We start from the raw sequence: 13,824 nt of genomic DNA on the forward strand, positions 1-13,824 counted from the left end.
GAGCTTCGATGACCCGTCTGGTGAAATCTTTGCGTTTTTCGTGGTACTGGCCAAAAATGTATCAGGTAAAGACGCTTTTTTGCTGACGAGCGCTTCAATCGCTATGTCTTCGCCTACGGCGTCCTACGATGTCATTGATGGCGGTTCGGAGAGGTCTGTAATCGAGATTCTCTCGTCGATCACCCTATTTCGCCTCCAACGACACCTCGCGTTCGCGCGCGAAATAGACCGGCGTAGGCTCGATCGTGGCATCGAGTCGCGCTGCGAAGGCGAGCATGTGCTCGCGCACGCGGCAATGCATCGACCAGCCCGTCTTGGGATCGGCGGCGCGCGCCATGAAGCGCACCGTCTTGGCCCGGGCATCCTGCGCGACGACTTCGCACACCGCATCCTCGGGATCGACGATGTCATCGTCCTGCTGCACGTAGTTGCCGAATTCCTCGCGCAGCGCGTCCACGTCAGCGCGGTTGTCGAGCTGCAGCTCGACATGGGTCATCAGGCTGGCGTCCTGCTTGGTCCAGTTCTCGAAGCTTTCGCCGGTGAAGGTGCTGACCGGGGCGATCACCCGCCGCTCGTCCCACGTGCGCAGCCGCAGGTGGGTGAAGCCGATCTTCTCGACGAAGCACCACTGCCCTTCGAACTGCACGGCATCGCCGATCCGTGCGGTCTGCGCGAAGGCGATCTGCACGCTCGCCATGATGTCGCCGAGCACCTTGCGCGCGGCAAAGGCGAGGACGAGGCCGAGGACGCCGGCAGAGGCGAGGATCGAGAAGCCGAGCGTGTCGGCAATATTGCTCGCCACCAGCAGGAAGCCGACTGCGGCAAGCAGCAGCAGCGCGGTTACGATCCGGCGAATCGCGCTCATCTTGGTGTAGAAGTTGCGGTCTTCGTGGTTGCCCGGTGCCTCCAGCTCGTCCGTCCTGCGGCTCGTCGCGAATTCGAACAGCGCCTCGATCGCGGCGAGCGCCATGCCGAGGATCGCCGCGATGATCAGGATCAGCTGGAACGGGTCGAGCAAGTCCTTCGCCGGGCCGGACAGGCGCAGCACGGTGTTGCGCACGAGGGCGAAGGTGCCCGCGAATGCGAGCAGCGTGACGGGCAGGTGGATCGCCTGCAGCACGCCGCCGATCTTGGTATCCGCGTCGTATCGCTCGCGCAGGCGGCGGATCGCGAGATAGGTCAGCAGCCCCGCGACCGCCGCGACGATCAGCACCAGTGGCAGCGCGATCAGCTCCCACCAGGCGAGCGTCCATGCCGCCTGTTCGCGCAAGGGGGCGGGCAGCATCTTCTCGAACTCGGTCGGGCCGTATTCGGCGTAGAGCGCTGGCACGTTGGCCACCGTCTGGCGGCTGAACACCCATACCGGCTCTCCGCCCGGTTCCTGCACGCGGGCGAGCCGGATCGGGACGCGCCGGTCCCCCAGTTCGAGCAGGGCGATCGTCAGCGAGCGGCGCGATACGCCCGCCATCGGGTTCTTGCTGCTCGCAGTGACGTCCATCGCATCGGGCCGGTCGGGCAGCGCCGCCCAGTCGATCGCGACCGTGTGACTCATCAGGTGATAGAGCTGCGCCGCCAGCTCCTCGCGATCCACCTGCGCTTCGCTACGAGCGATATTGGCATAGTCGAGCGCGGCGGTGGCGCGGTCCCAGTCCTCGCGCTCGCCCGCGACCATGAAGCTTTCGATCAGGCCCATCGGCGTGTCGAGGAACAGCCGCGGAGGCTCCTGCCCCGTGCCGTTGTCGAGGCTTTCGACCTCGTAGACCGTGGGCGAACTGCCCTGTTCGACCTGTCGGCCATCCTGCGCGAGGAGGGGCGCATTCGCGCTCCCTATGCAAAGCAGGAAGAAAGCGACGAGGGGGGCGAGCCGGGTGAAGATCATGCCCGACCAATGCGCGGGCCCGGCGCTTGGGTCCGGTGCTTGGATTCGCCGGAGGTCAGGCACCGATGCGCGAAGGCCCGGCCGCATCGCTGCGACCGGGCCTTCGTCAATGTCTTGTCTTCACGCGTTTAGGCGTTTTCGGGGACCCTCTCCAGCACGCGGCTGATCAGGCGTTCCGAGAAGGCGGGAATGTCGTCCGGATTGCGGCTGGTGATCAGGTTGCCGTCTTCGGCCACCTGTTCGTCCACCACATTGGCGCCCGCATTTTTCATGTCGGTGCGGATCGAGTGATAGCTGGTGAGCGTCTTGCCCTTCACCAGATCGGCTTCGATCAGCAGCCACGGAGCGTGGCAGATCGCTGCGATCGGCTTGCCCGCAGCATTGAATTCGCGAACGATCGCGACGGCGCGGTCGTTGACGCGCAGCAGGTCGGGGTTGATCTGGCCGCCGGGGAGGAGGAGGGCGTCGTAGCCTTCGCAATTGGCAACGTCGTCCACGGTCTTGTCGACCTTGATCGTCTTGCCCCAGTCGTCCTTGTCCCAGGCCTTGATTTCACCCGATTCCAGGCTGACCACTTCGGTCTCGATCCCGGCATCTTCGAGGCTCTTCTTGGGATCGAACAGCTCCGATTGCTCGAAGCCGTTGGTGGCGAGAATCATAACGCGTTTGGCCATGATGAAGTCCTTTCGTATCAAATGTGCTTTCACGGGGTAAACGGGCGGGGACAGCTTTGCGTTCCGCGCTTCTGGCCAGGGCGAGCCGGTGGTAGGGCGAGCCGATGGCTTCCAAAGATCAGGGCCCCGCGGAGCCCGATTCCCCCGCTGCAATCGTCGATGCGCCGTTCGAGACCGCGCTGTCCGAACGCTACCTCGTCTATGCGCTGTCCACGATCACCGCGCGCTCGCTGCCCGATCTTCGCGACGGGCTGAAGCCGGTCCACCGCCGCCTGCTGTGGGCGATGCGCCAGCTGCGCCTCGGGCCCGACTCCGCCTACAAGAAATCCGCCCGCGTGGTCGGCGAAGTGCTCGGCAAGTACCACCCGCATGGCGATACTGCCGTCTACGACGCGATGGTCCGCCTCGCGCAGCCATTCGCGCTGCGCTACCCGCTGGTCGAAGGGCAGGGGAACTTCGGCAATATCGACGGCGATAACGCCGCTGCCGCCCGCTATACCGAAGCGCGGCTGACCCGCACCGCGATCGCGATGATGGCGGGGCTGGACGAAGGCACTGTAGATTTCGTCCCCACCTACAACAACGAGGAAGAGGAACCGGTCGTCTTCCCCGGCCTGTTCCCCAACCTGCTCGCCAACGGCACCAGCGGGATCGCGGTGGGCATGGCGACCAACATCCCCTCGCACAATGTCGACGAGGTCATCGCCGCGACGCTCGCGCTGATCGAGAATCCGGCGGTCGAACATGCCGAGCTGATGGAGCTGATGCAGGGGCCGGATCTCGCCACCGGCGGCCTGATCGTCGACAGTCCGGAGGCGATTTCCGCCGCCTACGAGACCGGGCGCGGGAGCTTCCGCATCCGGGCGCGCTTCCATGCGGCCGAAGCGGAGACCGAGGCCGATCGCGAGGCGGGGATCGAGCGGCTGGGCGGCGGCCAGTGGCAGCTCGTCATCAGCGAAATCCCCTACCAGGTGCCCAAGGGCAAGCTGATCGAGCAGATCGCGCAGGTCATCGCGGACAAGAAGGTGCCCATCCTCGAGGATGTGCGCGACGAGAGCGACGAGCAGATCCGCATCGTGCTCGTGCCGCGCAGCCGCAATGTCGACCCCGAGCTGCTCAAGGAATCGCTCTACCGCCTGACCGATCTGGAAACGCGTTTCGGCCTGAACATGAACGTGCTCGATTCCACGCGCACCCCGCTGGTGATGGGCCTGAAGGAGCTGCTGCAGAACTGGGTCGTGAGCCAGATCGACGTGCTCCAGCGCCGCAGCCGCCACCGGCTGGACAAGATCGCGGACCGGCTGGAGTTGCTCGAAGGCTACATCATCGCCTTCCTCAACCTCGACCGGGTGATCGAGATCATCCGCACCGAGGACGAGCCCAAGCCGCTGATGATGGAGGAGTTCAGCCTCACCGACCGGCAGGCCGAGGCGATCCTCAACATGCGGCTGCGGTCTTTGCGCAAGCTGGAGGAAATGCAGCTGCGCAACGAGAAGGACGAGTTGCTGAAGGAGCAGGACGAGCTCAACAAGCTGCTCGACTCACCCGCACGCCAGCGCACGCGGCTGAAGCGCGATCTCACCGCGCTGCGCAAGGAATATGGCAAGGACACCGCGCTCGGCGCGCGCCGCACCACCATTGCCGAGGCCGAGCCGACGGTGGAATTCAGCATGGACGCGATGATCGAGAAGGAGCCGATCACGGTCATCCTCTCGGCCCGCGGCTGGATTCGTGCGGCGAAGGGCCATGTCGACCTGACGCAGGACTGGAAGTTCAAGGAAGGCGACGAACTCGCCTTCGTCTTCCACGCCCAGACGACCGACAAGCTGCTGATCGCCACCGACGACGGGCGCTTCTTCACCATGGGGGCGGACAAGCTGCCCGGCGCGCGCGGCTTTGGCGAGCCGGTGCGCACGATGCTCGATATCGACAATGCCGCGCATATCGTCGCCGCATGGGCGCACAGGCCGGGCGAGCGGCTGCTGCTCGCCAGCACGCCGGGCAAGGGCTTCGTCATCAAGAGCGACGAACTGCTGGCCGAAACGCGCAAGGGCCGTGCGGTGATGACGCTCAAGGGCGATGCGAAGCTCGCCCGGGTGGCGCATATCGGAGAAGGCCACGATCACGTCGCGGTCGTCGGCGACAACCGCAAGCTGGTGGTCTTCAATCTCGAGGAAATGCCCGAGATGCAGCGCGGGCAGGGCGTCCAGCTGCAACGCTACCGCGATGGCGGGATGGCCGATGTCACCACCTTCCGGCTGGAGGACGGCCTCAGCTGGCAGATGGGCGGCTCGGGCGAACGCACGCGGACCGAGACCGACATGTGGCAATGGAAGGTCGCGCGCGGCGGCGCCGGCCGCATGCCGCCTCAGGGCTTCCCGCGGGATAACCGGTTCTGATCCCAGCTGACATGGGGTGGCAAGGGCCCCAACGAAAAGGCGGGCCGCACGCCTCTCGGCATACGACCCGCCCCTTGCGATCCTCGACTGGTGGATCGAGGGAAAGCTGTCGGTTTATTCGGCGTCGGCTTCCGCCATTTCGCCGCCTTCGGTCGGTGCTTCGCCGTTGAGCGCGGCCATCAGCTGCGCTTCGGTGGCGAGGACGATCAGCGCACCGGTTTCGTTGGTGGCGAACTGGTCGCGCTGCAGGCTGACCGGGCCATCGGCGAGTTCGAGAATGGCGACATCGCCATCGACCGAGGTCACGGTGCCGACTTCGACGTTGTCGGCGCTCATCACGGTGGCATCGGCGACGAGCGCGGCGTCACGCGCGGCGATCATCTGCTTCTGCTGTTCCGCGAGCATCGCGTTGAGATCGGCCTGCGTCACCGAGATGACCGGACCATTCGGGCCTTCGCCGAAGGCTCCGGCGGGAACGGGCGCGGTGTAGGTGCCGGTATTCACGACCACGACGCCGTCCTGGATCGCTTCGATGGTGCCGACTTCGCCGCCCTGCGGGCCATATACGGTCGCGCCGACTTCCGGGCCCACCTGGGCGTGGGCGGCGGTCGCCAGCGTGAGTGCGGCGGCGGCGGTGAGTGCGGTCTTGAACTTCATGGTACTCTCCTTGTCTTGCCCGTGGCCCGGAGAGCCACGAGGTGGGGGTGTGCACCCCCTGAAACGGTCGATACCGGCAAATGGTCCGGAACAGCGAGAGCGCAAAGCCCCGCTCGCGAGCCAAATCCGGTGGGTCGGTATGATTATGCGGCGGGTGGGCGTCAACAGGCCCATGAATCCCGTCCTGATCCGATGCGACCGGTATAGAATCTTGCGCCTGAAGGTAAGCTTAAGCACGTGGCCGATAGCGTTTCGTGCGTTCCTGCGGGCCCGCGCAAGGCGATCGGGGTCATGTCTGGCGCTATGGATGGCCGCCCATCCGTTCAGGCACGCTCGGCCAATGCCGTTTCGAGCAGGTTGAGCACGCGCGCACGGTCGGGGAAATCCTCCGCGATCCAGCGCGCCTCCACTTGGCGCAGCAGGCGCGAAACGTCCGCGCCGGTCACCCCATGCGCGACGATCTCGCCACCTTTCAGGGGCAGCTGCGGAATCTCCCAATGGGCGATCGCATGCGGATCGCCGCCCATCAGGAGAAGACGCCCTGATGCGCAGTCGCGCCCATGCTCGTAAGCCAGCGCCTTCGGGGCATCGCCATCGCTCTCGCGCCGCTCGGCAAGGCACATGAGCAGGCCGCGCTGCTGGCGCGAAAGGCGCAGCCGCGCGGCGACGCTCTCCGCAATGCTGTCGGCTGCGGGAAGCAGCGCCGCGAGCCGCACGATCGCGGTACCGGTCGTATCGTGCTCGCATTCGCACGCGATCAGCCGTTCGAGCGCGGCGATCTGACTGGTCCCCGTTTCGGGCAGGATCACGGGCAGCACGCCGCGCGCCTGCATCCGCGCGATCGTGGGCGCGGGGTCGGGCAGGGCGAGGATCGCGAGCAGCTCCATCGCCACGCGTTCGCGGCTGAGGCCCTTCATAGTCGGCGCGAGCCGCGCGCAGGCGTTCTCGGCCGGCTCGTCGAGGTCGGAACCGAAGCGCGCCTGGAAACGGTAATAGCGCAGGATCCGCAGGTGATCCTCGCGAATGCGCTCGTCCGGATCGCCGATGAAGCGCACGCACCGGGCCTCCAGATCTTGCAATCCGCCGAAATAATCGAACAGTTCGAGCGAGTTCGGATCGGCATAAAGTGCGTTGATGGTGAAGTCGCGCCGCGCCGCGTCCTCGCGCCAGTCGCTCGCGAAGGCGACCGTCGCGCGGCGGCCATCGCTGCTGACGTCGTGGCGCAAGGTCGTCACCTCGACCGGGCCGCCGCCCGGCAATGTGGTGATGGTGCCATGTGCGATGCCCGTGGGCACGGTCTTGATCCCGGCCGCCGCGCACCTTTCGACCACCTGCTCGGGCCGCAACGGCGTTGCCGCGTCGATATCCTTCACCGGCAGTCCCAGCAGCGTGTCGCGCACCGCGCCGCCGACCCAGCGCAGATTGTCCGCCCCCAGCGCGGCAACCAGCGCGGCGAGATCCTCGCGCTGCGTCCATTGCACCTCAGGCAGGCGTTCAGCCACCGAAACTCTCCGTAATGTCCAGCCGCCGCGACAGGTTGAAGATGATCGCGGCGGTTACGCCCCAGATGCGGTAGCCTTCCCAGTGCATTTCGTAATAGCGGCGCTCCGCACCTTTCCACATCGTGCGGTTCTCGGTGTAGTTCGACCGGTCGAACAGAACAGACAGCGGCACTTCGAACCAGCTTTCGACCTCGCCGGGATTGGGCACCAGCGGCAGGTCGGGCGGGATCACGCCCAGCACCGGCGTCACGTCGAAGCCGGTGCCCGTATGGTAGCGGTCGGTCGCGCCGATGACGCGTACCAGCGACGGGTCGAGCGCCAGCTCCTCGTGCGCCTCGCGCAGCGCGGCCTCGACCGCATCCTCGCCCGCGTCCAGCTTGCCGCCGGGGAAGGCGACCTGGCCGGGGTGCTTGCGCATGTCGGCGGGCCGCTGGGTGAGGATCGCGCCCGGCCCTCCAGCGCTTTCCGCCCGGTCGGTGACGGGGATCAGCACGGCGGCGGGGCGCGGATCGCGGCCGGCAAACGCCCGGTCGGTGAGCAGGTCTGGCAGCTCGACCCCGTGGCCTTCGTCGAAAATCGTGCGGAGGCGCTCGACCAGTTTGCCGTCGGGAGCGTTCACGGCTTCAGCGCGAAGGTTTCGCCCATGCTGGTGACGGTCCAGTCTTCCCCCGCACCGGCTTCGCCGACGGAAAGGGCATGCTCGGCCAGCTGCTGGTAGGTGCTGCGGTTGAGCCGCGCCTCAAGCCCGCGCCGCACGCCGAGATAGAGCGCCGGGGTCTCCGCATCGCCGCGCGCCACTATGGGGTGGTCGGGCCCCGCAATCACCAGCTCGTCGGTGTTGAGACGGAAGGCGAGGGCGGGCGTGCCGTTTTCGTCGCGCACCACCATGTCGGTCGCGACGAAGGCCGCATCCTCGACCTCGATCGAAAGCTTTTCAAACGGGGTGACGAGGAAATGCGCGCCATCGGCATCGCGCGTGAGCAGGCCCGAGAACGCACGCACCATCCCCTGCCGGTTGATCGGCGATCCCTCGTGGAACCAGGTCCCGTCCGCCGCGATCCGCATGTTCGAATCGCCGTCCTGCTGCGGCGCCCAGCCTTCGACCGGCGGCAGCTTGCGCGCTTCGACCTGCGCGGCGATTTCCGACAGGGTCAGCGAGGCGAGGTGGGGAGGGGGTTCGTAGGGCATATTGCGCAGATGGCGCAGCGCCCCGTGCTGTGCAATGACCATGACGCGAATTCAGGGGTGCGGGTCGGGATGGACAGGAGGGCGGTGTTGGGACTGTTTGCGAAGCTGGCGGCCATATTCGGCCTCGCGCGCGGTGCGTCGGCGCAAGGCGTTCTGTCCACGTTCGGCGAAGAGGAGTTGCAACGGTTGCGCGCTGCTTACCCCTATCCGATCCTTACGGTGCCGGGCCGAGTCGCCGTTGCGGAATGGGAAAAGCTGAAGCGTGCCGGGCAGGGATGGCCGGTGATCATTGGCGACGACGAAGCTCTAGGCCGGATGCTCGAAGCTTTTACGATCGACGACCCCTCGATCTATCCCAGTTCCGATGAGGTGGCGGGGGAATGGCCTGCGTCCCGATCCGTCGAAGAGATTCTGACGGCTGCCGACACCATCGACGTGACCAGCGAACTGCAGCGGCGTTTCGAGGAGGAATTCGGTCCCGACGGGCTCGAGCCCGAGCCAGGCGAATGGCCCGAGCCCGGAGAGGTCGGTGGTTCGGGGCTCACGGTCCATACCGACATCCTGACGCAGCGAGTCTTTGCGAAGGTGCATCTCACGGTGCTTCCCACGGACGATCCCACCGCCGTTCCCGCCTACCTGCGCTGGGGCGGCTGGAACGAGTGTCCGCCGCCCGAAGTCCACGTTGCGGTGCACCGCAAATGGCGCGAGCAATACGGGGCGCAGATCGTCGGGATCAGCAGCGACACGATCAACATGCGCGTCGCCCGCCGACCCGCTTCTCGCGAGGAAGCACTGGCCCTGGCGCGCGAGCAGTATCTGTATTGCAGCGACCTGATCGACCAAGGGACCGAGACGCTGGAGGTTCTGGCGGCCAGTCTGATGGCCGACGACTGGTGGTATTTCTGGTGGGACTAGGAAGCTAGTCGTTCCGCCACGGGCCCAGCATGCCGCGCGGCGGCAGCACCGCGGGATTGGCGCAGCGCACGAGGAGCCGGTGGCGTTCGACCGGGCCGGGCGTGTCCCACCCGCCCGTCGGCCCGGCGGTGAAATCCCACTTGTCGTAATATTCCGGGTCGCCGATCAGCACCTGCGGCAGGGCGGGGGCGGTGTCGCTCGCCGGGCCTTCGATGGCGCCGAGCGCGGCGGCCATCAGCGCGCGGCCATAGCCTTCGTTCTGGCGGCTCGGCGCAACGGCGACCGGGCCGACCATCAGCAGCGGATATTGTCGCCCCTCCTCATCGGTGAGCGACACGGGCCAGATCTCGATCGTGCCCGCGAGATAATCCTCGTCGTCGAGCGCGGCGAAGCTGAGCCCCTCGAGCCGATCCAGCCCCTCGCGGATGCGGTAGGCGGTGCGGGTGGTCCGGTCGGGCCCGAAGCATGCGTCGAGCAGCTGCTCGTGCAGGGCGGCGGGCACAGCTTCGATGGGAACGATGGTGGGCATGAGGAGCGATAGAGCCTGAAAAGGGACGGGCGCGCCGGTTAGTCCCCCGCGCGCCCGCTGTCGATCCTCTGCGAGAAAGCTACCCCGCAGGCGTCAGTTTGCGCAGACGGGCGTCCTCGCCATCCTCGATCACGTAGAGCGCGCCGTCGGGCCCCTGCACGATGTCGCGCAGCCGTTCGCCGAAATCGTAGCGTGCGGCTTCGGTTGCGCTGGTGCCATTCATGTCGACCCGGACGATGTTCTGTTCCTTGAGGTTCGCGATCAGCGCGTCGCCGCGCCAGTCGGCGAACATCGAACCGGTGTAGAAGATGAAGTCGCCCGGCGCGATCACCGGGGTCCACTCGATCGCGGGCTTGGTAAAGCCGTCGTCGGGCGTGTGGTCGGGGATCGGCGTGCCGTTGTAATTGTCGCCTTCGGAGCGCAGCGGCCAGCCATAGTTGTTGCCGCGCTCGACATGGTTGAGCTCGTCACCGCCCGCAGGCCCGTGCTCCAGATCCCACAGGCGCCCTGCGGGATCGAAAGCGAGGCCGAGGACGTTGCGGTGGCCCCAGCTCCAGATCTCGTCGCTCGGGGATCCCTGGTCGGCCAGCGGATTGCCCGCCGCCGGGCTGCCGTCGAGATTGAGGCGTACCACCGTACCCAGCGTGTTGGACGTATCCTGTGCCGGGTCCTGCTTCTGCCGGTCGCCGCTGGAGACGAACATGTATTGCTCGTCCGGGCTGAAGGCGATGCGGTGCGAATAGTGGCCGCGCCCGGTGACCTTGGGCGTCTGCCGCCAGATCACGTTCAGGCCTTCGACCGCGCAGCCATTCGCCTCGCAGGTCAGCTCCCCGCGCCCGACGACCGCGCCGCGCGTGTCGCCGTCACCGGCTTCGGCCCAGCTGAGGTAGATCGTGCGCCCGTCGATGGTGGACGATGCCTCGCCCGGCAGGAAGGCGATGTCGCCCAGGCCGCCCTGGCCGCCATAGTCGACGGTGGGTGCGCCGGAAACGTCCATCGCGGTGCCCGTCTGCGTATCGACGATCTTGATCGAGCCTGCCTTCTCGGTGATGGCCAGCATCGCGGTGCCTGGCACGAAGGCGGTCGCCCACGGCTCGTCGAAGGTGCCCATGTCGCGCACCGCGAAGGGGCCGACGGTTTCGTCCGCCATGCCCGCCGCATCGGCGGAGGAAGCGGACGCGCTCGGCGCATTCTCCCCGGTCGTGGCATTGCCGCAGCTTGAGGCGATCACGCCGAGGCTGGTAGTCAGGGCGAGAGTTAGTAAGCGGTTCCTGGTCATGCTCGCAACGAGTCCTCTCTATGGTTGCCCGGCCGATCTGGCGGCCCTGTGCCCGCCCGGTGCCCTGATCGTCGGTGTCGACGAGGCGGGGCGCGGGCCGCTTGCGGGGCCCGTGGTGGCCTCTGCGGTGGCATTGTGCAAGCCGCGCCCGGGTGGGCTCGACGATTCCAAAAAGCTTGTCGCGGCCAAGCGTTCCGTTCTCGACGAGCAGATTCGGCGGCGTTGCGCGTGGGGCGTCGCAGTGATCGACGCGCCCGAGATCGACCGGCACAACATCTTCGGCGCCACCATGCTGGCGATGACGCTGGCCGTCGCGCGCGTGGCCGAAGCGCTGGGCCGCGCGCCCGACATGGTGCTGGTCGATGGCAACCTGACCCCTAAGGGCCGGTGCGAGGGCTGGCGCTGGCCCGCCCGCGCGATCGTGGGCGGCGACGGGCGCGAGCCTGCGATCGGGGCGGCGAGCATCCTCGCCAAGGAATGGCGCGACCGCCTGATGGCCGCCGCCGCGCTCGACCATCCGCACTACGGGTGGGAGCGTAACAAGGGATACGGGACACGAGAGCATCTCGATGCATTGAGACGGCATGGGCCATGCGCGCTGCACCGCCGCAGCTTCGCACCGGTGGCCCAGCTGGAAATGCCCCTAGAGAGGCCAATGGAGATCAGCGCATGAAGGGTTTCACGTTCGACGATATTCCGGACCAGACCGGGCGCACCGCGCTGGTCACTGGGGCGAACACCGGCATCGGCTTCCATATCGCCGAAATGCTCGCGAAAAACGGCGCGAAGGTCCTGATGGGCTGCCGCAACCGCGATAAGGCTGAAAATGCGCGGCGGGACCTGCTGAAGCTGGCGCCGGGCGCGCAGATCGAGATCGTCGATCTGGACCTTGCCGACATGGCGTCGGTCCGCGCCGCTGCCGAGGGGATCGAGAGCCTCGACCTGCTGGTCAACAATGCGGGGATCATGTGGGTGCCCCACGCCATCGGCACCGGCGGGGCGGAGATGCACTTCGCGGTCAACCATCTCGGCCATTTCGCGCTCACCAGCCTGCTGCTGCCCGCGCTCGCCAAGGGCAAGGATCCGCGCGTGGTCGTGCAGTCGAGCATCGCGCACCGGCCCGCGACCATCGCGTTCGACAATCTCGCGGGCGAAGACGACTACGCGCTCCAGAAATTCTACGGCCAGAGCAAGCTTGCGAACCTCATGTTCGCAATCGAGCTGGACCGGCGGCTGCGCGCGGCGGGATCGCCCGTCGCCAGCATCGCCTGCCATCCCGGCGTCGCGAAGACCGAGCTGGCGCGGCAGACCAACTGGGCGAAGTGGCTGATGCCGATCGCCGGGCCGGTCCTCAACACCGCGAGGCAGGGCGCGTTGCCCGCGTTGCAGGCGGCGATCGATCCGGCGGCGCAGGGCGGCGAATATTACGGCCCCTACGGCTTTATGGAGCTCAAGGGCGCATCATCGGGCAGGGCGGTCGCAACCGCGCCGGCGCGTGACCCGCTGCTCGCCGCGCGCCTGTGGGAAATCTCCAAGGACATGACCGGGGTCGATCCGGAGCTCGCGCCCGCAACCTGATCGCCCGCTGCTCGATGGTCGCCGCGATCAGGCCAGCGTCCGGTTCGCCTCTTCGGTAATCACCGCCGCGATCTGGGCGAAGGCGTCGGCGAGGACCGAGCCCTTGCGCCAGACGCCTGCAATAGACCGGTATGCCTCCCAATCGGCAATGGCGAAGCGCCGCACGATGTGCTCGCCCCCCGATTCCGAACGCAGGTAGGTCTCCGGCAGAATCGCGAGGCCGAGGCCCGAGCCCGACATCTGCTGCAATCCGTCGAGGCTGGTGCCTTCGTAGTCGCGCAGCAGGGTCGCGTGCAGATCGTCGCATATGTCGGCGACCTGACGCGAATAGTGATGGCGCGGATCGAGGCTGAGGATGGCTTCGCCCTCGAAATCGCGCGCCGTCGCCTGCCCCTTGCGGTGGAGCGGATGGTCGGGCGGCCCGACCAGCGCGAGGGGTTCGCGAAACAGCGGTTCGACATGCAGGCGCGGATGGTCGATCGGCAGCGGCGCGAGCAGCATGTCGAGTTCTGCGTTGGCGAGCGCGCGTGCCTGTTCGTCCGGAATGCCTTCGCGGATGTGCAGCCGCAGCTCTGGATGCGCGGCGTGCAGCCGGGTGACCACCTTGGGCATCAGGTAGGGGCCGAGCGTGGGCGTCACGCCGAAGCGGACCGTTCCCGACAGCATGCCCTGCGCCCGGTCGGCCAGATGCTGGATCTCGGCCACCTCGCTCAGGATCTCGCGCGCACGGCGCGCGATGTCGCGACCGATCGGGGTGAGTGAGGCGGGCTGTCCGCGCTCCACCAGCGTCGCACCCAGCATCGCTTCGAGCTGGCGGACCTGCTGGCTGAGGGTCGGCTGTGTCACATTGAGGCGGCTGGCAGCACGCCCGAAGTGCCGCTCTTCCTGCAAAGTCGTCAGGTAACGCAGCTGCTTGAGCGTGATGGCCATAGACAGGGTCTATCGCGCGGGCGGGGGAGTTTCAATTGGACCTATGGCCTCCCGGCGACGAGATTGCAGGGACCCCGAAAAGCCCAAAGCAAAGGAGAGGACCCGTGCATTCCCATCTCGATAAGCTTCGCCATACCCACCGCCGTCTCGACCGCGCGATCGACACGATGCGCGCGCCCGCACGGCAGGAGGATCGCAAGCGGCTGAAAAAGATGCGGCTGTTCGTGAAGGACCGGATCGCGGCTCTCGCCAGCACCCAGACCCGCTCCAACGCCTGACCGATCGGCCATCACC

14 protein-coding genes are annotated in these 13,824 nt (G+C 66.9%); 5 read left to right on the forward strand and 9 right to left on the reverse strand.

Translation table 11 applies throughout. The features are described from left to right. Positions 1-184 precede the first annotated feature (184 nt). Together DL238_RS08590 and DL238_RS08595 are read right to left on the reverse strand one after the other, a co-directional pair. The gene (locus tag DL238_RS08590) at positions 185-1,879 is read right to left on the reverse strand and encodes a mechanosensitive ion channel family protein (protein ID WP_115491873.1); all 1,695 of its coding nucleotides are present in this window, start codon (positions 1,877-1,879) and stop codon (positions 185-187) included. A 128-nt stretch (positions 1,880-2,007) separates the two neighbouring features. Next, a complete protein-coding gene (locus DL238_RS08595) occupies positions 2,008-2,553 on the reverse strand; it encodes a type 1 glutamine amidotransferase domain-containing protein (protein WP_115491874.1) in 546 nt (181 codons plus the stop codon). 104 nt (positions 2,554-2,657) lie between these two features. Between DL238_RS08595 and parC the strand changes: the two genes are divergently transcribed. Further along, positions 2,658-4,952 (forward strand): DNA topoisomerase IV subunit A, encoded by a 2,295-nt coding sequence (gene parC, locus DL238_RS08600; protein WP_115491875.1) that lies wholly within the window; start codon positions 2,658-2,660, stop codon positions 4,950-4,952. Between the two features lie 114 nt (positions 4,953-5,066). Here parC and DL238_RS08605 read toward each other — a convergent pair whose 3' ends face one another. From DL238_RS08605 to DL238_RS08620, 4 genes are all read right to left on the reverse strand, one after another. Further along, positions 5,067-5,609: a hypothetical protein gene (locus DL238_RS08605; RefSeq protein ID WP_115491876.1), complete on the reverse strand. Its 543-nt coding sequence runs from the start codon at positions 5,607-5,609 to the stop codon at positions 5,067-5,069. Positions 5,610-5,932: 323 nt separating this feature from the next. Beyond that, the gene (locus tag DL238_RS08610; protein WP_115491877.1) at positions 5,933-7,111 is read right to left on the reverse strand and encodes a CCA tRNA nucleotidyltransferase; all 1,179 of its coding nucleotides are present in this window, start codon (positions 7,109-7,111) and stop codon (positions 5,933-5,935) included. Beyond that, on the reverse strand, positions 7,104-7,730 hold the full coding sequence (locus DL238_RS08615) for a CoA pyrophosphatase (protein ID WP_115491878.1): 627 nt from the start codon (positions 7,728-7,730) through the stop codon (positions 7,104-7,106). Before DL238_RS08615 ends, DL238_RS08610 begins: the two co-directional genes overlap by 8 nt. Next, positions 7,727-8,299: a DUF1285 domain-containing protein gene (locus DL238_RS08620; RefSeq protein WP_115492849.1), complete on the reverse strand. Its 573-nt coding sequence runs from the start codon at positions 8,297-8,299 to the stop codon at positions 7,727-7,729. The genes DL238_RS08615 and DL238_RS08620 overlap by 4 nt, the downstream gene beginning before the upstream one ends. A gap of 9 nt (positions 8,300-8,308) precedes the next feature. Between DL238_RS08620 and DL238_RS08625 the strand changes: the two genes are divergently transcribed. Next, on the forward strand, positions 8,309-9,214 hold the full coding sequence (locus tag DL238_RS08625) for a DUF4253 domain-containing protein (protein ID WP_115491879.1): 906 nt from the start codon (positions 8,309-8,311) through the stop codon (positions 9,212-9,214). A 4-nt stretch (positions 9,215-9,218) separates the two neighbouring features. Here DL238_RS08625 and DL238_RS08630 read toward each other — a convergent pair whose 3' ends face one another. Beyond that, on the reverse strand, positions 9,219-9,743 hold the full coding sequence (locus tag DL238_RS08630) for a GNAT family N-acetyltransferase (RefSeq protein WP_115491880.1): 525 nt from the start codon (positions 9,741-9,743) through the stop codon (positions 9,219-9,221). A gap of 79 nt (positions 9,744-9,822) precedes the next feature. Continuing rightward, the gene (locus tag DL238_RS08635) at positions 9,823-11,022 is read right to left on the reverse strand and encodes a PQQ-dependent sugar dehydrogenase (RefSeq protein ID WP_115491881.1); all 1,200 of its coding nucleotides are present in this window, start codon (positions 11,020-11,022) and stop codon (positions 9,823-9,825) included. Between DL238_RS08635 and DL238_RS08640 the strand changes: the two genes are divergently transcribed. Together DL238_RS08640 and DL238_RS08645 are read left to right on the forward strand one after the other, a co-directional pair. Then, positions 11,021-11,695 (forward strand): ribonuclease HII, encoded by a 675-nt coding sequence (locus DL238_RS08640; RefSeq protein WP_115491882.1) that lies wholly within the window; start codon positions 11,021-11,023, stop codon positions 11,693-11,695. The two genes, DL238_RS08635 and DL238_RS08640, sit on opposite strands and share 2 nt — an antisense overlap. Next, complete coding sequence (locus tag DL238_RS08645; protein ID WP_115491883.1) at positions 11,692-12,600, forward strand: oxidoreductase; 909 nt, start codon at positions 11,692-11,694, stop codon at positions 12,598-12,600. The genes DL238_RS08640 and DL238_RS08645 overlap by 4 nt, the downstream gene beginning before the upstream one ends. A gap of 27 nt (positions 12,601-12,627) precedes the next feature. Here DL238_RS08645 and DL238_RS08650 read toward each other — a convergent pair whose 3' ends face one another. After that, complete coding sequence (locus tag DL238_RS08650) at positions 12,628-13,530, reverse strand: hydrogen peroxide-inducible genes activator (RefSeq protein ID WP_115491884.1); 903 nt, start codon at positions 13,528-13,530, stop codon at positions 12,628-12,630. A 104-nt stretch (positions 13,531-13,634) separates the two neighbouring features. Here DL238_RS08650 and DL238_RS08655 point away from each other — a divergent pair, with 104 nt between their 5' ends. Continuing rightward, positions 13,635-13,808 carry a YdcH family protein gene (locus tag DL238_RS08655; protein WP_181883877.1) on the forward strand — a complete coding sequence of 58 codons (174 nt, stop codon included), beginning with the start codon at positions 13,635-13,637 and terminating at the stop codon, positions 13,806-13,808. The last annotated feature ends 16 nt before the right edge of the window (positions 13,809-13,824 follow it).

Source organism: Alteriqipengyuania lutimaris (genome assembly GCF_003363135.1).
GTDB classification, from domain to species: Bacteria; Pseudomonadota; Alphaproteobacteria; order Sphingomonadales; family Sphingomonadaceae; genus Alteriqipengyuania; species Alteriqipengyuania lutimaris.

What these genes read in the sequence shown, in the direction of transcription:
- DL238_RS08590 (WP_115491873.1), bottom strand. Translation starts at nt 1,879, where the DNA reads ATGATCTTCACCCGGCTCGCCCCCCTCGTCGCTTTCTTCCTGCTTTGC.
- DL238_RS08595 (WP_115491874.1), bottom strand. Translation starts at nt 2,553, where the DNA reads ATGGCCAAACGCGTTATGATTCTCGCCACCAACGGCTTCGAGCAATCG.
- parC (WP_115491875.1), top strand. Translation starts at nt 2,658, where the DNA reads ATGGCTTCCAAAGATCAGGGCCCCGCGGAGCCCGATTCCCCCGCTGCA.
- DL238_RS08605 (WP_115491876.1), bottom strand. Translation starts at nt 5,609, where the DNA reads ATGAAGTTCAAGACCGCACTCACCGCCGCCGCCGCACTCACGCTGGCG.
- DL238_RS08620 (WP_115492849.1), bottom strand. Translation starts at nt 8,299, where the DNA reads ATGCCCTACGAACCCCCTCCCCACCTCGCCTCGCTGACCCTGTCGGAA.
- DL238_RS08625 (WP_115491879.1), top strand. Translation starts at nt 8,309, where the DNA reads ATGGCGCAGCGCCCCGTGCTGTGCAATGACCATGACGCGAATTCAGGG.
- DL238_RS08630 (WP_115491880.1), bottom strand. Translation starts at nt 9,743, where the DNA reads ATGCCCACCATCGTTCCCATCGAAGCTGTGCCCGCCGCCCTGCACGAG.
- DL238_RS08640 (WP_115491882.1), top strand. Translation starts at nt 11,021, where the DNA reads ATGCTCGCAACGAGTCCTCTCTATGGTTGCCCGGCCGATCTGGCGGCC.
- DL238_RS08635 (WP_115491881.1), bottom strand. Translation starts at nt 11,022, where the DNA reads ATGACCAGGAACCGCTTACTAACTCTCGCCCTGACTACCAGCCTCGGC.
- DL238_RS08645 (WP_115491883.1), top strand. Translation starts at nt 11,692, where the DNA reads ATGAAGGGTTTCACGTTCGACGATATTCCGGACCAGACCGGGCGCACC.
- DL238_RS08650 (WP_115491884.1), bottom strand. Translation starts at nt 13,530, where the DNA reads ATGGCCATCACGCTCAAGCAGCTGCGTTACCTGACGACTTTGCAGGAA.